The 20404-nt window shown below is 39.5% G+C and carries 15 protein-coding genes; 10 read left to right on the top strand and 5 right to left on the bottom strand.

From position 1 onward, the window contains the following. Positions 1 to 273: 273 nt before the first annotated feature. A complete protein-coding gene (gene asnB / locus ACXAG7_RS12725) occupies positions 274 to 1935 on the top strand; it encodes an asparagine synthase B (protein ID WP_408042960.1) in 1662 nt (553 codons plus the stop codon). Positions 1936 to 1991: 56 nt separating this feature from the next. On the opposite strand, the gene ACXAG7_RS12730 is transcribed toward asnB, so the two are convergent. Continuing rightward, a complete protein-coding gene (locus tag ACXAG7_RS12730) occupies positions 1992 to 2936 on the bottom strand; it encodes a hypothetical protein (RefSeq protein ID WP_476667014.1) in 945 nt (314 codons plus the stop codon). Positions 2937 to 3058: 122 nt separating this feature from the next. Between ACXAG7_RS12730 and ACXAG7_RS12735 the strand changes: the two genes are divergently transcribed. Next, complete coding sequence (locus ACXAG7_RS12735; RefSeq protein ID WP_476667015.1) at positions 3059 to 3793, top strand: LA_2272 family surface repeat-containing protein; 735 nt, start codon at positions 3059 to 3061, stop codon at positions 3791 to 3793. A gap of 68 nt (positions 3794 to 3861) precedes the next feature. Here the strand turns inward: ACXAG7_RS12735 and ACXAG7_RS12740 are convergent, their stop codons facing one another. Together ACXAG7_RS12740 and ACXAG7_RS12745 are read right to left on the bottom strand one after the other, a co-directional pair. Beyond that, complete coding sequence (locus ACXAG7_RS12740) at positions 3862 to 4653, bottom strand: cation efflux transmembrane domain-containing protein (RefSeq protein ID WP_476667016.1); 792 nt, start codon at positions 4651 to 4653, stop codon at positions 3862 to 3864. Positions 4654 to 4749: 96 nt separating this feature from the next. Beyond that, positions 4750 to 5922: a DUF3103 family protein gene (locus ACXAG7_RS12745; protein WP_408042956.1), complete on the bottom strand. Its 1173-nt coding sequence runs from the start codon at positions 5920 to 5922 to the stop codon at positions 4750 to 4752. 539 nt (positions 5923 to 6461) lie between these two features. On the opposite strand from ACXAG7_RS12745, the gene gyrB reads away from it, so the two are divergent. The 4 genes from gyrB to ACXAG7_RS12765 all read left to right on the top strand — a co-directional run bounded on the left by gyrB (position 6462) and on the right by ACXAG7_RS12765 (position 11935). Further along, positions 6462 to 8399, top strand: coding sequence for a DNA topoisomerase (ATP-hydrolyzing) subunit B (gyrB, locus tag ACXAG7_RS12750; RefSeq protein WP_408042955.1), 1938 nt, complete (start codon positions 6462 to 6464; stop codon positions 8397 to 8399). A gap of 127 nt (positions 8400 to 8526) precedes the next feature. Further along, positions 8527 to 9564, top strand: coding sequence for a DUF6588 family protein (locus ACXAG7_RS12755; protein ID WP_476667017.1), 1038 nt, complete (start codon positions 8527 to 8529; stop codon positions 9562 to 9564). A gap of 132 nt (positions 9565 to 9696) precedes the next feature. After that, complete coding sequence (gene mdh, locus ACXAG7_RS12760) at positions 9697 to 10623, top strand: malate dehydrogenase (protein ID WP_408042953.1); 927 nt, start codon at positions 9697 to 9699, stop codon at positions 10621 to 10623. A 229-nt stretch (positions 10624 to 10852) separates the two neighbouring features. Next, complete coding sequence (locus ACXAG7_RS12765; RefSeq protein WP_476667018.1) at positions 10853 to 11935, top strand: glycosyltransferase; 1083 nt, start codon at positions 10853 to 10855, stop codon at positions 11933 to 11935. On the opposite strand, the gene ACXAG7_RS12770 is transcribed toward ACXAG7_RS12765, so the two are convergent. Then, on the bottom strand, positions 11932 to 12759 hold the full coding sequence (locus tag ACXAG7_RS12770) for a 2OG-Fe(II) oxygenase (RefSeq protein WP_408042951.1): 828 nt from the start codon (positions 12757 to 12759) through the stop codon (positions 11932 to 11934). The two genes, ACXAG7_RS12765 and ACXAG7_RS12770, sit on opposite strands and share 4 nt — an antisense overlap. A gap of 63 nt (positions 12760 to 12822) precedes the next feature. On the opposite strand from ACXAG7_RS12770, the gene ACXAG7_RS12775 reads away from it, so the two are divergent. Then, entirely contained in the window at positions 12823 to 13938 is a 1116-nt protein-coding gene (locus ACXAG7_RS12775) for a hypothetical protein (protein WP_476667019.1), read from the top strand. Here the strand turns inward: ACXAG7_RS12775 and ACXAG7_RS12780 are convergent. Continuing rightward, a complete protein-coding gene (locus tag ACXAG7_RS12780; protein WP_408042949.1) occupies positions 13919 to 14611 on the bottom strand; it encodes a cell division ATP-binding protein FtsE in 693 nt (230 codons plus the stop codon). The genes ACXAG7_RS12775 and ACXAG7_RS12780 overlap by 20 nt on opposite strands. A gap of 126 nt (positions 14612 to 14737) precedes the next feature. Between ACXAG7_RS12780 and ACXAG7_RS12785 the strand changes: the two genes are divergently transcribed. The 3 genes from ACXAG7_RS12785 (at position 14738) to ACXAG7_RS12795 (ending at position 20353) form a co-directional block, all read left to right on the top strand. After that, positions 14738 to 17758, top strand: coding sequence for a tetratricopeptide repeat protein (locus ACXAG7_RS12785; protein WP_476667020.1), 3021 nt, complete (start codon positions 14738 to 14740; stop codon positions 17756 to 17758). A 1-nt stretch (position 17759) separates the two neighbouring features. Continuing rightward, positions 17760 to 19571, top strand: coding sequence for a TonB-dependent receptor (locus tag ACXAG7_RS12790; RefSeq protein ID WP_476667021.1), 1812 nt, complete (start codon positions 17760 to 17762; stop codon positions 19569 to 19571). A gap of 122 nt (positions 19572 to 19693) precedes the next feature. Then, complete coding sequence (locus tag ACXAG7_RS12795) at positions 19694 to 20353, top strand: hypothetical protein (protein ID WP_476667022.1); 660 nt, start codon at positions 19694 to 19696, stop codon at positions 20351 to 20353. Positions 20354 to 20404 lie beyond the last annotated feature (51 nt).

The following is a 20404-nucleotide window of genomic DNA, read 5'->3' on the forward strand; positions in this document are numbered from 1 at the left end:
CAAATGTATAACACATTTTTTATAAATCAAACTGTTCACTAACTATTTTTTTCTAAGCCTTCGAATAGTTAGCAAAAACGGGATCCTAACCACCAAATACTTTCATAAATAAACAAAAAACACAAAAAAACAAACAAATAAAAACCAAAAACACTAATTCCGTTTAATAATCAAAACATTATTCGGTTGTTTGCAATGTATTTAAAACAAAACACTAGGTTTTTACTTAGTAATACCAACTAAAATAGCATAAAAGACTTAAATAATAAAGATATGTGTGGAATTGTATGTGCCTTTGATTTAAAAGAAAAAACAGAAAAACTGCGCCCTCAACTATTAGAGATGGCAAAAAAAGTAAGACACAGAGGTCCGGACTGGAGCGGAATTTACAGCGATAACAAAGCCATTCTAGCCCATGAACGCCTCGCCATAGTCGATCCAACCTCAGGGCAACAACCCCTGTTTAGTAAAGACCGTAGGTTTGTACTTGCAGCAAATGGAGAAATATACAACCACAAAGAAATACGCAAGGAGCTCAAAGAAGAACACGAGTTCTTGACCCAATCCGATTGTGAAGTTATCTTGGCTTTATACAAAGAAAAAGGAGAGCACTTTTTAGATGACCTCAACGGTATTTTTGGATTTGCGGTCTACGATACTGCAACGGACGAGTACCTAGTAGCCAGAGATCATATGGGAATCATCCCGTTGTATATGGGCTGGGATAAAAAAGGAACTTTTTACGTCGCTTCTGAACTCAAGGCACTAGAAGGATACTGCAACAAAATTGAAGTATTTCCTCCAGGACATTACTACACTCGAGAAGGCGGTCTGCAACGCTGGTACAACCGCGATTGGATGGAATACGAAGCCGTACGTGACAACCAAACGAGCATCGATGAAGTTCGAGATGCACTGGAAGCTGCCGTACACAGACAGCTGATGAGCGACGTACCTTACGGTGTCTTATTATCAGGTGGATTGGATTCGTCTATCACCTCGGCAATTGCGAAAAAATACGCTTCAAAGCGCATCGAATCAAATGACAAAGACGAAGCTTGGTACCCTCAGTTACACTCTTTTTCTATAGGACTGGAAGGATCTCCTGATTTGGTAGCCGCCAAAAAGGTTTCCGAACACATCGGGACCATCCATCACGAAATTACCTTTACTATTCAAGAAGGATTGGATGCTATTAAAGACGTAATCTACAACTTAGAAACTTACGACATCACCACCATCAGAGCCTCTACTCCGATGTACCTCATGGCAAGAGTTATCAAATCTATGGGGATAAAAATGGTCCTTTCGGGAGAAGGAGCTGATGAAATATTTGGAGGGTATTTATACTTCCACAAAGCACCTACCGCTGAGGAGTTCCACAAAGAAACCGTACGAAAACTCGACAAACTATACCAGTACGACTGTTTGAGAGCCAATAAGAGTTTAATGGCATGGGGAATTGAAGGGCGTGTCCCTTTCCTCGACAAGGAATTTATGGATGTTGCTATGCGCATCAACCCTGAAGACAAGATGATTAACGGGGAACGCATGGAAAAATGGGTACTTCGTAAAGCTTTTGAGAGCTATTTACCTGAAAGTGTTGCTTGGCGTCAAAAGGAACAATTTTCTGACGGTGTTGGCTACAACTGGATTGACACACTAAAAGAAGTAGTTGAACAAGCCGTAACAGACGAAATGATGGCGAATGCTCAACACAGATTCCCTATACAAACCCCTAGAGCAAAAGAAGAATATTACTATCGCAGTATTTTCGAAGAACACTTTTCAAGTGATACTGCTGCATTAACCGTTCCGTCAGTACCGTCTATTGCCTGTAGTTCACCTACAGCACTAGCTTGGGATGCGAGCTTTCAAAACGTCAACGAGCCTAGCGGACGCGCTATCAAAGCTGTACATGCAGACGCCTATTAACAAGGCATTCTACTTATATATTTAGTTGTGTAAACCCCGCTATATAGCGGGGTTCTTTATTCAAAATCTAACAAATCAGCTGCATTGATCATCGCTCGCAACGCATTTACTTTCTGCTCCATTTTTGCAAAAAACTTATGCCGCTCTTTAGCTCCTGCCGTATTTAACAACTTGGAATGATTTACCTGTTTTGCAAAATAGTCAACTGCTTCCTTACAGGTTGCTCGATCAGTGGTTTTAAAATACGACAACATACTTTTGGGCACAAACAGTGACTGTTGCTGACCGTCCGATATTAATACGTTGTTATTCATCAACAACAATTCGTTGTAGTACAAGGTAAATTCACTCTCTGGATGCACTTGCCTGGCAATTTTCTTCAAAAATTTCGACAGCTCTTCGCAGAGTTCTAAAGCTGTTTCCGTTGTGATATCGCCTGCCTCGTAATAAAAGTGAATCTGTTTTAAAGTACTGTTGATGGTGGTGGTATTCCATATTTCACAACTTCGGACGCCTCTGTAAAAATCCGCCAATTGCAATCCTGCCTGAACTGTAGACAAGGACGGACTGAACTTTGAAAATGTGATGGGGGCATACTTCGTATCCAATAGCTTTAACCAAACAAACAACTTAAACCGCCCCAGTAAATTGTTGTGGAGTAGGTAAAACAAAGGGATGTCTTTGGCTGAATACCAAAGACTGTACTCTTTGGATTTGACTACCTGCCTGAGCATTTGATAGGACGTTTGTAAGTATTGGCACAACCCCGCTTCATTGACTATTGCCGAGGTCTTCTCCACTGCCACAAAATTACCGGCAACATTCCCGATCAGTTCATCAAGCGACAGTTTGTAATACACTGCTACAGCGACTGCTTCATCAAAACTCATTTTACTTTTTAAACTCGTTCGTCTGTGCGCAGCATCATAGCTAATCTCCAAAGCTTCTGCTAACAATTCATTAAGCGAAGCTCTAGGAAATTTCTCTGATAATTTGGTCAAAAGCGCCTGTTGATACATCCGTTAAACTTAGCTCTTTTTTGTGAAAATCGCAAAATTAAACGATTACTTCGTTAAAACCACCATTCAAATCGCATTAAACACAATAATTTTATCAAAAAAACATGAAACATCTAAGTTTATTAATTATTAGTATCGCAATTGGGAACATTAGCTATGGACAACAACGAATTTTGAGAGGACCACTATGGTCCTTTCATTCGAAAAACACCGATATCTTAGGGATATCTGTAGGAATACTGCCCAAAGAGATTTTTAAAGACAGCACTCTTACACGAACCTTTGGCCTGCGCTTAGAGGCGCCAGGGCTCGGCGTTTTACTCCCATTGGTTCCTAAATCTATGGTTTCCGAAACGGTGGATTCATACTCCAAAAAAATTCGAGCTACTCCTTCGGAGTTCATTTACGGGCTCAACCTCTCCACAGGAGCGGTAGGTAATGTGGAAGTTTACGGACTCAATCTCGCCATTATAGGTCAATACAATCTCAAAACTCACGGGTTAAGTTGCTCCACCTTCGCAACGCTTTCAGAAAAAACAAACGGCATTTCCATGAGTATTTTAGGGAATGAGAGTTTTGTTTGTAACGGAATGCAAATTGCTGCTTTGGGCAATTTTAGCACCGTTGCCAACGGTTTACAAGTAGGAATCATGAACGGAGCTGTGCATATGCACGGAGTGCAGGTTGGTGTTCTAAACAATTTCAAAATTAACGCTACGCACCTTCAAGGACTTCAATTAGGCCTGCTTAACAAAACAGCCAACTTGAAAGGCATTCAAATTGGCTTGTGGAATAAAAACAACAAGCGTTCGTTACCATTTATCAATTGGAATTTTTAACCCTGTAGTGACTATCTGTATTTCGATATGGTTCAATCTCAAAACCGTCATGCTCCGAACAGAAATCTCTAGCGACTTAACAATAAAATTCTTCGAGCTCCGATGAGGACGAGTATAAAAACGAGTGTACCTATGAGTAAATCAGGAAGTTTTGAGTTCGTAAAATACACGAGTATTCCTGAAAAGATTACTCCCGTATTAATGAGAATGTCATTGGAAGTAAAAATCATACTCGCTCGCATATGTGCTTGTTCTTTCCCTTTAGATCGTTGTAACAACAGCAAACAGCTAACATTTGCTAGCAAGGCAATAATGGAAATTACAATCATCGTTTTGAACTCGGGAATACTCGATAAAAAAAAGAACCTCCTCAGCACTTCCGCAAACCCCAATACAGCAATCGCTACTTGGAAATACCCTGCCAACTTCGCTACTACCTTTTGTCGTAGCTCCGATTTCGAAACAGCCAACAAGCTTAACCCGTAAACGAAACTATCCGCCAACATGTCAAAACTATCCGCTACTAAGCCCATTGAATTAGCGAGTATACCATAACAAAACTCCACTAAAAAAAAGAGCGCATTGATAATTAACACGGTCCAAAGTAAGCCCCTTTGATCAAATGCAGTATTCTTTGGTGCGTCGGATTCTACTGAATTGATGAGGGTTGCTCCCAGTTTTAGCCCCCTTAATTCCTCTTCTATCAGAGTCACCTCTCCGGTATGAAATACGACTAGCTTTCTTTCGGCAAGTTCAAATTGGAGACTGTTAATTTGTCGCATACCTTGTAATTTCAATCGAATCATACTTTCCTCGGAAGGACAATCCATCAAAGGAATAGAAAAAGTTGATTTTATCACCGTTACTCATTTAGTCTCTTAAAGATACGGCAATACTTTTCACCAACAAAAAAACCTCTCGCGAGGAGAGGTTTTTATTTTAACTAACTATTACTATTAATTTGCAGCTACGAAGAAAGGCGATAAATTAACTTTAGCATTCCCTCTAGCTCCGTAATGATTTGTGTAGCGCTTATTCTTTTCGATAGTATAAAAAGAATCCACATAATCATCATTATTAGTATACCATTGGTCTGGCATTGCCTGAATGATCGCTCCTGCTACTTGACCTAATACATTTACCCAAGGTTGTGTAGATACAGTTCCGATAATTTGGAAAACACCGCTTACAATAGTTGATACTAAGCTTTTGTAATTCACGTTATCATCTTTTTCAAACAATTGAATGTTGGCAGCTTGATACTTATAATCATTCCAGAACAATAAAATTTGATTTGGATAGTAATCAGTACCATCGTAATCTAAATAATACATTGGAATTACCTTAATTTCAGGCTTGTTACCAGCATCCTTAATTCCCGAAGTAATTGCGTATACCTCAGCTGCACCACTAATCCATGGCTCTTCGTCGTTGTTAAGTCTAATCTTATCCAACTTAGTAGTTTCTAAACCAGCATTTTCTGCAGCTCTTGCATCTAAATTAGGCTTTCCGTTCGCAAAACGCATGTTTTGTACTCCTTCTTCACGCAAGTACTTGTTCATGTGCTCTACCTCTTTTTTTAAGGTTTCGAAACCATTAGTTTCGATAACGATTACCGGTTGGCTCGGTGCTTTTTTAGGGTCTAAGTACACCACTTCTTTTTTCATGTTGTACGCCTTAACAGCCGACCACTTATTCTCATCTCCTTCTGGAGCAAACGAGAATAATAAATTTGAAAAGTCTTGGTTTCCTTTAGGATTGTGCATCCAAACCTCTAAAATTTCAATTTTGTCTGGAGCTTCTTCCAAATTTGCTTTTTGCTCTAAATCAGTAGCCTGAGCTTCGAGCGCTTTAAAATTTGCAGTTTGTTCCAAACTCGTTGGAGCAGCATCCAAAATTTTAGTCATACTAACACTTGGTGCTTGCTTTTCTAGTAAACGAAACGTAGAGTTTTTAAACTCGTTGTTCTTCATTAAGTCAATCAACTTCAGAGCTACTTCGCTCTTGTTTACTTGGTTGGTTGACGCGTCCTGTGCAACTCCTGATGTTTGTAATTCATCTGTGTTGTTGCATCCTACCATAATTAAAGAAACCGCAAGCGATTTCAATAGAAATTGGGGGATTCTCATTTGTGAAAGGTTTTAAATTATTAATACTGACGGCAAACATACAAAAAAATCATAATTTTTTGTTAAAAAAGTTAAAAACTTAAATTAAAATATCTAAAAACGATTTTTTGAAGATTTATTCTTCGTTTTTTAACACAAACACAACAAATATTAAATTAACAGAAATCTAGCTATTCAAGAAGAATTTTGGTGATTTTTATAGAAACGGCCGTACAACTCAAAGTACTGAGAAGCGTTTTAAGCGACGTTTACAATATAGCACCGTTCACTCAATTAATAAGAATTGTTAAATTTGATTTAACCTTGTTTTTAGCCGATTTAAGCAACTTTTTCCCGTTGCCTTTTTTTGCAGTTTTCAGAAACAAACCCCTTTAAAAACTTTATTTAAAAGTTAAAAAATTGTAAATTTGAACAATTCGAATCGCCTTGAGCGATTCTTTTTTTGGGGTGTGAAATCTTACCGTCTTTTGAGTAATAAGACCAAAAATATTTTTTTATACCCTCTGTAGTAAAATAAAAGTGAAACTAAACTCAAATTTATGAGCGAAGAAAAAAAGCACAATTATTCCGCCGATAGTATTCAGGCACTTGAAGGAATGGAGCACGTACGTATGCGTCCATCGATGTATATTGGAGATGTAGGCGTTAGAGGTCTGCACCACTTAGTATACGAGGTAGTAGACAACTCTATTGATGAAGCTTTAGCGGGACATTGTGATGATATAACCGTTGTAATTAATGAGAACAACTCGATCACAGTTCGTGACAACGGACGTGGTATTCCTGTTGGGCTGCACAAGAAAGAAGGCGTTTCAGCCCTAGAGGTTGTTATGACTAAAATTGGAGCCGGAGGAAAATTCGACAAGGATTCCTATAAGGTTTCGGGAGGACTTCACGGGGTTGGTGTATCCTGTGTAAATGCGCTATCAGATCATTTAATTGCAACTGTACACCGCGATGGTAAAGTTTGGCAACAAGAATACGAGCGCGGAAAAACCTTATACCCTGTTAAAACCATTGGAGAAACTGATAAAACGGGAACAGAAGTAACCTTCTTACCCGATACGAGTATCTTTCAACAAACAGTGGTATACAACTACGATACCTTGGCGACGAGAATGCGTGAGCTCGCATACTTAAACAAAGGTATCACCATTACCTTAACCGACCTCAGAGAAAAAGACGACGAAGGTAATTTTATCAGTGAAAAATTCCACAGTACAGAAGGGCTTTCTGAATTTGTAAAGTACTTAGACAGTACACGTGAGCAATTGACTGCAGGTGTGATTTCAATGGAAGGTGAAAAAAATGGAATTCCTGTAGAGGTAGCCATGGTTTACAACACCTCTTATGCTGAAAACTTACACTCCTACGTAAATAATATTAACACGCACGAAGGGGGAACACACCTCTCTGGTTTCCGTAGAGGGTTAACGCATACCTTAAAGAAATACGCCGATGAATCAGGCCTGTTAAAAAACGTAAAGTTCGAAATCTCAGGAGATGACTTCCGCGAAGGATTAACAGCTATTGTTTCTGTAAAAGTAGCAGAACCTCAGTTCGAAGGACAGACAAAAACAAAGTTAGGAAACCGTGAAGTAACTTCAGCTGTATCACAAGCAGTGGCTGAAATGTTAAGTGATTACTTAGAGGAAAATCCAAACGATGCCAAATCTATCGTTCAGAAGGTAATTTTAGCAGCGCAGGCAAGACATGCAGCTCGAAAGGCTCGTGAAATGGTACAGCGTAAAACGGTAATGAGCATCGGTGGCTTACCTGGAAAATTATCTGACTGTTCTGAAACCGATCCGGCAGCTTGTGAAATATTCTTAGTCGAGGGAGATTCGGCAGGTGGAACTGCAAAACAAGGACGCGATCGTAATTTCCAAGCTATTTTACCTTTACGTGGTAAGATTTTGAACGTGGAAAAAGCGATGCAGCACAAAGTGTTTGAAAACGAAGAAATCAAAAATATGTTTACTGCACTAGGGATCACCGTTGGTACTGAAGAAGACCCAAGAGCCTTAAACTTATCAAAATTGAGATATCACAAAGTAGTAATCATGTGTGATGCCGATGTCGATGGTTCACACATTGCTACCTTAATCCTTACCTTCTTCTTCCGTTATATGCGTGAGATGGTAGAACAAGGATATATCTATATCGCTACACCACCTTTATACTTAGTAAAGAAAGGACAAAAAAGGGAATACGCTTGGGATGATAACCAACGCGATTTGATTGTTCAAAAAATGGGTGGAGGAGCAACTATCCAACGTTATAAGGGTCTTGGAGAGATGAACGCTGAACAACTTTGGGACACTACCATGAATCCTGAATTCAGAACCTTACGCCAAGTAACTATCGAAAACTTAACAGAGGCCGACCGTGTGTTCTCCATGCTTATGGGTGACGACGTTCCGCCACGTAGAGACTTTATCGAGAAAAATGCTAAATACGCAAATATCGATGCATAACTTCAAAAACCTTAACGAAATCGTTAAGGTTTTTTTTATGAATAAGCGCATCGCAACGCATCTATTAAAAAAATCATATCTTTAATCTATTAACGAGTAGTACCCTGGTACTGATAACTATCCAGATATGAAAATAAAATCTACCCTACTTTTAGTAGCTTTGGTATTGACTGCCCTCAATAGCCAAGCCCAAAATTTTGAAACCATTCTTTTAGCAAGAGCTGACGCCTCGAAAATTTCTTCGGCCTATTTGAGTCCTGTTACCAAAGGGCTGATTTATACTTCGAATGTAGGTTGGTATCACACAGCCAAAGTTCACAAAACCCTAGGTTTTGATATTACTATAGGTTTAAATGCCGCTTTTGTACCGAGTAAAGATGAGTTGTTTAATATTCCTGCCTTGAATTTGTCGAGCAACACTTCGGTACTGAACGGGCAAGCGAACTCACCTACCATTATTGCCAATAATTCTGTGACTCCAGCTCAGGTTCGCTATACCTCAACTGTACAAGGACAAACGGTACAAGCCGATTTTACCTTACCCAATGGAGCGCGTGATGACTTCCCTTTAAACTCAGTTCCTGCCCCTGCCATACAAGTAGGTTTAGGCCTTCCTGCAAAGTTCGAAGTAATGGTCCGCTACCTGCCAAAATTAGGTCCGGATGACACGAAACTCGGATTGTTTGGCCTAGGATTGAAAAAAGAAATCACCGACTGGTTTGGTCCGTTAGACAAAACGCCACTTCACGTGTCCTTGTTAGGAGCTTATACAAACTTTTCGGTGAACCACGATTTCGGAAATACTACAGGCTCGGTAAGTACTCAAGACGGGACTGCCAATTTTAAGCTCAACTCCTATACCATACAGGCCATTGCATCCTTAAACTTCCCAATTATTAACGTATACGGAGGATTTGGATATACCGGAGGGAGCACCAAACTCAGTGTTGACGGAACCTATACCCTCACCTACCAAACCAATAATCCTACGGTGCCTACCGTCAGTGAAAGTATCACCAACCCCCTGGCTTTAACACAAGACGCAGGAGGTGTAACCGCTACTGTTGGAGCTCGCGTAAGCCTAGGTTTCTTCAAACTCTTTGGTAGTTACACCCTTCAGGAATACAACGCAGTTAATGCGGGTATTTCTTTCAGTTTTAGATAAAAACCAACAAAAATATTTACAATCAAAACTCCTCGTTAATTTCGATGGAGTTTTGTTTTTTTATCCCTGTTCAAATCGCTATTTTTGTGCATCTTATTAATAATTTACTAATATTTACTAAAAATATATAACATGAAAGTAACGGTTGTAGGAGCAGGTGCTGTAGGTGCGAGTTGTGCTGAGTACATTGCTATTAAAAATTTCGCTTCAGAAGTAGTTTTAGTTGACATTAAAGAAGGTTTCGCTGAAGGTAAAGCGATGGATTTAATGCAAACAGCTTCATTGAATGGTTTTGACACAAAAGTAGTTGGTACTACTGGAGATTACAGCAAAACTGCTGGATCAGACATCTGTGTTATTACTTCAGGAATTGCTCGTAAACCAGGAATGTCTCGTGATGAGTTATTAGGAATCAACGCTGGTATTGTAAAATCAGTATCTGCTAGCTTAATTGAGCATTCACCAAATACTATTATCATCGTTGTATCGAACCCAATGGATACAATGACTTATTTAGTGCACAAAACAACTGGATTACCGAAAAACAGAATCATCGGTATGGGAGGAGCTTTAGATTCAGCTCGTTTCAAGTACCGCTTAGCAGAAGCTTTAGAAGCTCCTATTTCTGATGTTGACGGTATGGTTATCGGAGGACACTCTGACAAAGGTATGGTTCCATTAACGCGTTTAGCGACTCGTAATTCTGTACCTGTATCTGAATTTTTATCAGAAGAGCGTTTAACTCAGGTTAAAGAAGACACGAAAGTTGGAGGTGCTACCTTGACAAAATTATTAGGAACTTCTGCTTGGTATGCACCAGGAGCAGCTGTATCTGGTTTGGTTCAAGCAATCGCTTGTGATCAGAAAAAAATCTACCCTTGTTCTGCTTTGTTAGAAGGAGAGTACGGATTGTCTGACTTATGTATCGGAGTACCTGTAGTATTAGGTAAAAACGGTATCGAAAGCATCGTTGAAATCAACTTAAGCGATGAAGAAAAAGCGCACTTACAAAGTTCAGCGGAAGCAGTTAAAAACAACAACGCTTCTTTAGAATTCTAAGAAATATACAGTTTTTTTTAATAAAAGCTCGCATGTGTACATGCGGGCTTTTTTCTTAAAATGTGTTAAAATACTCACCCACTTGTAAGCCTGCGGAAAGTTCTACGTCTACTTTGAAGAGAAGCATACCATTATGTTTCTTTTTCATAGTTTTTCATAGCAATTTTCCCACTTCTGTCTAGAAGTGGGTTTTCTTTTAGTATCTTTCCCTCCGTTAAAATGTTCCCGAGTGAAAAAAGTCATTGTTTGCGTCACCAATGATCTTCAAACAGATCAACGCGTGTACAAAGTATGCCAAACTCTGTTTGAGTTAGGGTACGAGCTGCTCCTCGTTGGTAGAGAACTACCTGCAAGTGCTCCTCTTAACCGTCCCTACCAAACAAAGCGATTTCAGCTCTTTTTTAATCGAGGTTTTCTCTTTTATGCCGAATATAATATTCGGTTATTTCTTTTGCTTTTGTCGAAGAAAAAAGACATCGTACTAGCCAATGATTTGGATACCCTGCTCCCGGCATATCTGAGTTGTAAATTGACCAATAGTAAACTCGTTTTTGACAGTCATGAACTCTTTCCGGAAATTCCGGAGCTAGTACATAGACCCAAGGTGAAAGCTGTATGGGAATCTTTAGAAAACTTTTTGCTTCCTAAAATCCAATTTGGTTATACCGTAAGTCAAAGCATCGTTGATCACTATCAAGAAAAATACCATCGTAAGTTTCAACTCGTCCGAAATATACCTATTCCAGAAGCCGAAGTAGCCCCCTATACTGCAGGAATACTGCCCACTTCGAAATTCATTATATACCAAGGCGCCGTAAACATAGGAAGGGGACTAGAATTAATGCTTGCTGCCCTCCCCTTATTACCAGAATTTAAGTTCGTTATCGTTGGAACCGGAGATATCTATACCGATTTGCAGGAACACGTACGTGCATCCGAGTTAACACATCAGGTTGTTTTTACAGGAAAACTAGCTCCAGCAATCTTGCGAAGTATAACCCCACAAGCTTGTGTTGGGATGAGTCTTGAAGAAGATTTAGGTTTAAACTACAGGTACGCACTTCCGAATAAGATTTTTGATTACCTCCACGCTGAAATTCCCGTTATTGTCTCTGACCTACCAGAGATGAAAAAAGTAGTAGCCAATCACGGTATCGGCGAAGTACTGCAACAACGAACTCCCGAACAGCTCGCATTACAGTTAAGAAGGATGGTAAACACTGACTACGCTACAAATTTACTACGCGCAAAAAAACAGTTTAGCTGGCAACGCGAAGCAGCAGTATTAGGTGACATTTTTAAACAGCTCTAATCTTCCTGATCGCGTTTGTATTGATGGGGATTTTCTCGGACTCCTTTCTTAAACAAACTGCGTAAACCGTTGCGCAATCCATTGTCTAAACGCATTAGAAAATCCAGTCCAGTGGCTCCAGGTCGCGCCCTAAACGTAGTGATATGAAAGCGATCGGATGCATGGATAGGAACTTCGCTGAAATAGTAATTCGATACACAGCACCTGGGTGCACGTACCGCTACTTTACTCACCGAATGCCACGAAGTGTCGTGCGTTGCCATGACAACGAGCCGATTAAAACGACTCACTAAGGTAATCGGATCTCCTTGCACCCCTGCTGGCCAAAGTTCCAAATTTCCTCCATTTTCTAATGCCCAATCTGGACTTACATAATACAATAAATTAAATACCCGCCAACGATTCCTATCCTTATCATGTGAATTATCGAGATGAGGATGTAAGTAGTTACCTTCTTTCATCACCGATAAACCACCGGCGTACAAATACTGATCAGGTAAGCAATCTAACTTTTCACAAATAGCTCCAATACACTGTACCACAGCTGGCTCTTGAAAAGCATAGATCAATTCTTCTAATAGGTTCTCGTAGGCGTCCATTTGATACGCCACGTGCTTAAACTCTCTAAAATTCTTTTTCCTAATCACTGTTTCCCCCTCTACAGGAAATGCTTTGTATACCTCCAGCACCAAAGATTCAGGCAATAAATCATCCAAAACAAAATATCCGATTCCAGATTTCGTTTGAGCATATTGACTGGCGAGTCGTTCTTGGTGTTTTTGCAATTGAGCAGTGATGTATTGAGCGAGATCTTTACGGGTCATTCTAGATTAATTTACTGAGTAAAGATATTATTTTCCTATTAAAACCTATTTTTGTCTGAGCACATGAAGAAAAAAATACAATTAGTATCCTTCGACAATCCTTTTCCCGCCAATTACGGGGGTGTTATCGATGTCTATTATAAAATCATTGCCCTCTACGAGCAAGGAATTTCTATTGACCTACACCTTTATGGAACTCGTACAGCAGCCAGTCATCAAGAACTAGAAAAATACTGTGACGCCATTTATTACTATCCGAGAGGATCTTTTTTTAGGGGCCTCTTTTCGAGCGACCCCTTTCGCATTGCCACCCGTAAACACAAATTGCTCACTCAACGATTGATTGCCACTGAAGCTCCTGTGCTCTTTGAGGGATTGCAGAGTTGTGCTTCCATAGATAAGTTAAAACATCACAAGGTATTTGTTCGGGCACACAATATCGAACACATGTATTTTTACAAATTGGCACAAAGTGAATCGAACTGGTTAAAAAAAACACTCTACTATCGCGAAGCTAAGAAACTAAAAACCTTTGAAAACAAATTAGCCCACGCAGCAGGGGTTTTTACCATAGCTCCTCACGAACAACGATATTTTCAAAACCACTATAAAAACGCGCATTACATTCCCGCTTTTCACGAAGCAAACTTCAATAGGGATTTCAAAACTCCCGAAAAACCTTTTATACTCTACCATGGAGACCTGAGGATCGCCGACAATATCAAGGCGGCCTACTTTTTAATTGAGGTCTATAAAAACACGCCTTACCAACTTGTTATTGCCGGTAGTGCTGCCGACGAAAAACTTATAAAAACTATAGGTCAATATCCGAACATCCAGCACAATCCCATTCCAACGCAAGCAGCGCTCGATACTCTCTTACAAAGTGCACATATCAATACCCTACTGACATTTCAACACACGGGTATTAAACTCAAACTTTTGAATACTTTGTACAAAGGAAAACACCTTATTTGCAATACGATGATGACAGCTGACACTGGCCTAACGGCACTCACTACTACCGCTGATACCAAAGCGGCATTTTTGAGTGCTACGGAAAAATTACTATCGCAGCCTTTTCATCATGAACAGCAAGAGGCTCGTAAAAAAGTACTTCGAGAATTTTCTCCAGCAAGCAGCTGTAAAAAAATGTTAGCTATTGTTTTTCCGGCATAGTCTGCTGTACCTCAAACAACTCTCCGCCTTCACATTTTACGGTCTTTTGTCGGAACTTTACAATTAATTGGTAGTCGTGGGTAGCCATTAAGATCGTTTTACCACTTTGATGAATGGTGTTTAAAAGTTCCATCACTTCCAATGAAGTTTTAGGGTCGAGGTTTCCTGTAGGCTCATCTGCCAAAATCAATTCAGGATCGTTTAGCAAGGCACGTGCAATAGCGACGCGTTGTTGCTCTCCTCCTGAAAGTTCAAAAGTTTGCTTGTAGTACTTCTCCTTCATCCCTACTTTATCGAGTACTTCGTAGATTTTGTCTTTCATATCTGTCTTGTTCTTCCAGCCAGTAGCTTTCAGTACAAATTCTAGATTTTCAAAAACATTTCGATCATTTAGCAACTTGAAATCCTGAAAAACGATTCCTAATTTCCTCCTTAAGAAAGGGATGTCTTTTTCCTTCATCTTCTTCAAGTCAAAACCGACGATCGACCCGAGGCCTCGCTGCAAACGCAAATCACCGTATAGGGTTTTTAACAAACTACTTTTTCCACTCCCTGTTTTACCAATGAGGTAATAAAAATCACCTTTTTCCAACGTAAAATTCACTTTCGACAAGACGAGGTTATCACGTTGATAGATATCGGCGTTTTCTAGGTGTAAAACAGGTGTACTCATAAATAAAAATGTTTTTTACAAATCTAAAATTTTATCTGGTATTTCTACAACATTTATTACTTTTGATCTCAATCCTTCCAACAAAAAACAAAAACGAACGTTATAGTTTCTAGATAACTAAAAATTATGAGAATTAATTGTTTTAAAAAACAGCTCTATACCTTACTTTTTTTAGCGAGCACCACGGGAATAGTTGCACAAAAATCATCCTTTAACGAAGGGAGCAGTGCTACATTCATAAAGGCTACTGAATTGTACAACAACAAATCGTACGCGGCTGCACAAAAACTATTTATTGAAGTTGGCCAAGAAACGGGCACACACAAAACCCGAAAAGCCAATGCGGCATATTTTGATGCCATGTGTGCTATCAAACTCAATCAAGACGACGCCAATGATAAGGTGATTGACTTTGTCAACACCTACCCCTATAACAACAAAAAAGAAAAAGCTTTTTTAAATGTTGGAAACTACTATTTTGCAAACAGAAAAGCCTCACACGCGCTCCGTTGGTATCAGAAAGTAAACGATAAACTGCTCAACCAAGCAGAGAAGGACGAACTCAACTATAAAATGGGCTATTGCTTGCTCGTTTCAAACTACCTAAAGGATGCCAAAGCGCGATTTAAATCTCTCTTAGGAAACCCTATTTACGGTAACGATGCTCGTTACTATTACGGTTACGTAGCGTACAAGCAAGAAAACTTCGGTGAAGCCGAAGATAACTTGAGTCAACTTGCCGATGATGCTACCTATCAATCAAAAGCCAATTACTACATTCTTGATATTAGTTTTAAAGCAGGACGTTTTGACAAATCAGTTCAAATTGGTGAAAAACTATTGGAAACGAGTAAAGACAAAAAAGAAGCTTCGCAAATCTCAAAAATTATCGGAGAGAGTTACTTCAATCTGAAAAAATACGACAAAGCCATTCCATTTCTCACGGCCTACAAAGGTAAAAAAGGACGTTGGACCAATACGGATTATTATTATTTGGGATATGCCTATTACCAGCAAAAAGACTATGAACGCGCTATTAGCAACTTCAATAAAATTATTGGAGGTACCAATAAAGTTGCTCAGAATGCCTACTACCACCTCGGTGAATGCTATTTAGAACTCGATAAAAAAGTGGAAGCCCTCAACGCTTTCAAAAATGCGAGTGAAATGGACTTTGATGCGAAAATCACCGAAGGAGCCTGGCTCAATTACGCCAAATTAAGTTATGAGCAAGGGAATCCTTACCAGAGTGTACCGGAGGTTTTACAGGCCTATCTATCTAAATACCCTGTAGGTCCCGATGCCGATCAAATTCGCCAATTACTCATCACTTCGTACCTGCACCAGCAAGACTATGTGGGAGCTTTGGCATACCTCAACAAAAACAAAACTCCTGAAAACATCAAATTGGCCAACGAAGTTTCGTTGTATAGAGGAATCCAATTGTTTAACCAGGAAAAATTAAAAGAAGCACTGCCGTTTTTTGAAAGTGCCACAAAAGCTGAAAACTTAATTACCAGTGATCGCGGAAACTTTTGGTTGGCTGAAACCGCTTACTTACTCGGTGATTTCGACAAAGCACGCACTCATTTTTCACAAGTTAAAGACGAAGCCACACCTGAGTTTAACCAATTACACTACAACTTAGGATATACGGAATTTAAACTCAAAAATTACGACAAAGCCTCGAAACACTTTATTCGCTATCTAGAAAAGAACCTAGAAGACAACGATTTCAACGACGATGCTTCGAATCGTTTGGGTGACGCTTTCTACGCGACCAAAAAATATCAGTCAGCCATTAATGCCTATAAAAAAGTAATTGACGAAGGAGGTACAGGTGCCGATTACGCACGATACCAAACGGGAATGAGTTATGGGTTTTTAGGAAAAAGCGATGAGAAAATTTCAAACTTACAAGCCGTAGTGAACGAGTATGAGGGATCTCAGCTCAAAGACGATGCCTTGTTTCAATTGGGATCTACTTATACCGCGAACAACTCGGTTGATCACGCACAAGCTGCTTACGAACGCATCCTAAAAAAACATCCTAAAAGTAGTTATATTCCAAACGTGTTATTGCGTCAAGGACTGCTTTATTACAACAATAACAACAACAAAAAAGCACTCGAAAAATACAAGTCAGTGGTGGCTAGATTCCCAAAATCAAGTGAAGCAAGACAAGCGGTAACCAATGTAAAAAATGTATACATCGATCTCGGACAGGTGGACACCTATGCTGCTTGGGTTAAGAATGTAAAATTCGTCAATGTTTCCAATGCCGATTTAGACAATGCGGCATACGAATCAGCAGAAAACCAATTCTTAGAAAACAACACGGCTAGAGCCATCAACGGCTTCCGAAAATACCTACAAACCTATCCGGAAGGTCTGCATGCATTGGCTGCTAATTTTTACCTGGCAAAATCGTTAAACAATATCGGGAAACCCGCAGAGGCCATTCCGCATTACAAGTACGTGACGGAACAAGCTAAAAACGAATTTACAGAGGAGTCTCTTGCCAAATTAGCTCAAATTCACCTAGATCGCAATGAATGGAAACAAGGAATCGCTTTATTATTAGCCTTAGAGAAAGAAGCTAATTATCCGCAGAACATCGTTTTTGCTCAAAGTAACCTCATGAAAGGGTATTACGACAGTGAAGACTATAGCAAAGCGATTAAATACGCCGAAAAAGTATTGGCCAACGTCAAGGTAGACAAAGACATCCAGGAGGACGCTGAAATCATCATTGCCAGAGCATCTCTAAAAAACAACGACTTTCCTACTGCCGAGGAATACTTCAACGAAGTGAGTACAAAAGCTACAGGAGAATTGAAAGCAGAGTGCCTGTACTACAATGCCTTTTTCTTGAACGACCACAAAGATTATCAGGGTTCCAATGAGGCAATTCAAGACTTGATTGCCAACTATTCTACCTATAAATATTGGGGAGTAAAGAGTTATATCATCATGGCTAAAAATTACTACGCCTTAAAAGATGCCTACCAAGCGACCTATATACTTGAAAATATCGTCAAAAACTTCAGTCAGTACAAAGACCTCGTTGAAGAAGCTAAAAATGAACTTATTAGCATCAAAAACAAAGAAGCGAAAACGAATGAATCAATTACCAAACAAAACTAACATGTCAATACTCACAACCGTTAACGATTTGAAAGCAATGAAAAAATTTGTAGGGGCCTTGGTTTTGTTTACCACGTGCAATTTGCACGCCCAAGAAAAAAAAGAGACCGCAAAGGACACCATTATAAAAACAGAGGTTGTAAAAGTTGTTACTTCCTATGTACCTAAAATCACAGACGCTTTTAAAATAAAGCAAAAACCTGCCGTGAATCACACCAAAGACACGGAAAAGAAAAAGCTGGAGTATCAAATCTTCTCTGTTCCGGTTGCCTCTACCTTTATACCTAAAAGTGGAGCGATGAAAAAAATTGATTTGGGAAAAAGAGAACGCCTCTACCCAAACTATTTATCCATCGGTTTCGGAAATAATGTGACTCCTGCCGTAGAAGGTTTTTTCCGCAGAGATTTGAGCTATGACAGTGAATTAGGAGTACACGCTAACTTTTTAATGTCTCTCGACCCCGTAGCCAATACCCGATTGAGTAGCACCTATTACAACATGGATTTAGATGTGTACTACCAACAAACGGAACGCTATTTTACCTGGCAAGCTGGAATGGATTTAGAACGCAATAAATACAATTGGTACGGTTTACCCGGTGCCATTACGTTTAGAGATCGCGTTATTGATGCCATTGAACCCGAACAGATTTATGGAAAATACAAAATTTTCGGATCGATAGACTTTGATGATTCGTATATCGACAAAGCCAAAGCTAGTGTATCGCTTTTCGCCGATTCATTCAGCAGCAGCGAATTCGATATCAGTACGGACGCAGACTTTTTATTTCCGCTCGATAATATTCACAGAGAACTGAACGATTTAAAACTCAACGGTTCTATTAATTTTATCGGTGGTAAATTTGCCAATGCCTACGAGAGTCAACAGAGTATCCAATACAGTTTTTTAACGCTAGGACTGCACCCTACCTATCATTTTCAGCTCCGTGATTTAAAAATTAAACTCGGTGCTAAGGCCTATTTTTCGATGGACTTACAAAATAGCGTTAACAATTTCTTAGCCTATCCAGATGTTGAAGTATCCTATCCGGTGGTGAAAGACTTTGTCGATGTATACCTAGGTGCAGATGGAGATTTAGCCGTTAATTCGTATCAAAATTTCGCCACTGAAAACCCTTTTGTTTCTCCTTCTTTATACCTCACGCAAACCAACACGAAATACAGTGGTTTTGGAGGTATCCGAGGAAAGCTAGGGCAGCAATTTAGCTACAATACCAAAGTGAGCTATAGCGATGTGGAAGACCAACCTTTCTACACCTTAAATTACTCGAAATCGGACGGTAGTAAAACCACAGGAAATAACGGTTTCTTCTTATCAGGTTACGAATTCGGTAACTCCTTTAGAGTGGTGTACAACGATGTAAAAATCCTCAGTATATTTGGAGAAGTAGCTTTTGAAGGTATTCAAAACTTAAACTTAGGAACCTCTGTTGAATACAATCAATATACCTTAAACAATCAATTACACCCATGGAATACTCCTAACTTAAAAGCAGAAGTATTTGGGGAATACAAGCTTGAAAAATGGTATGCTGGTGCAAACATCTTCTTTGTCGGAGAGCGTAAAGGCGTTTCTTATGCCGGGACCAACCCATCTCCTTTTAGCACAGTTACCTTGAAGAGTTATATAGATGTAAACCTACACGGAGGGTATCAATTTCATGATGACTTTTCGTTGTTTGTCAATTTAAAAAACGTACTGAGCAACGATTATCAACGCTATACTAATTTTAGAGTACAAGGCTTTCAAGCCATGGCGGGGCTAACTTGGAAATTTGACACCTTGTTTTAATGATAAAATTCTTAATACACAGTAGTATTATATTGGTATTAACAATAATAACACAAATCGGCGGTATACTGTATCTACTGTCGATTTTGTTGTTTTATAAGTATACTAGGCGAATCAAACTAATGGTATTTACCAGCCTTTACCTCCTAGCAACATTCTTTATCGTTCCGAAAATAGCCCCCTTATTTGGACGTGTCAAAATAGCTAACACGCCATACCTAACACAGCATTCCTTATTTACTGTGCTGTGTAATAGAAATTACGTACGTCCTACACTGCACAAAGTACTGCAAAAAACGGGAAAACAACTACAAACGTATTATCCCGGAGTAAAAATAAGTTATCTTGACGCTTGTTTTCCTTTTTTCGATGGCTTTCCATTACTTCCTCACCTCAGCCATAAGGACGGTAAAAAAATTGATTTAAACTTTATGTATCTGCTTCCTTCCGGGCAGCCTACCTCACAAGGTCCTTCTGTTTCCGGATACGGTGTTTTTCAAGTACCCAAACCAGGCGAACAAAACAAGCCAGCTTACTGCCACCAAAAGGGATATTGGCAATACAGCTTTACTAAGTACCTCACCTTTGGGAGTACCGATGAGCTCCGCTATTCATCGAAACACACCAAAAAACTAGTACAACTGCTGCTCCGACAATCCGCTGTAAAAGAAATCTTTTTAGAGCCTCACTTGATACAGCGCATGGGCATACAACATTCGAAACTGCGCTTTCACGGTTGCAAAGCGGTGCGCCATGACGATCACCTGCACGTACAATTATAAGCACATCCCCTCTTTCACCTACACCGCATTCACAGATTCGAAATTTTAACG

This window comes from Tenacibaculum sp. AWR4_210 (genome assembly GCF_056160945.1).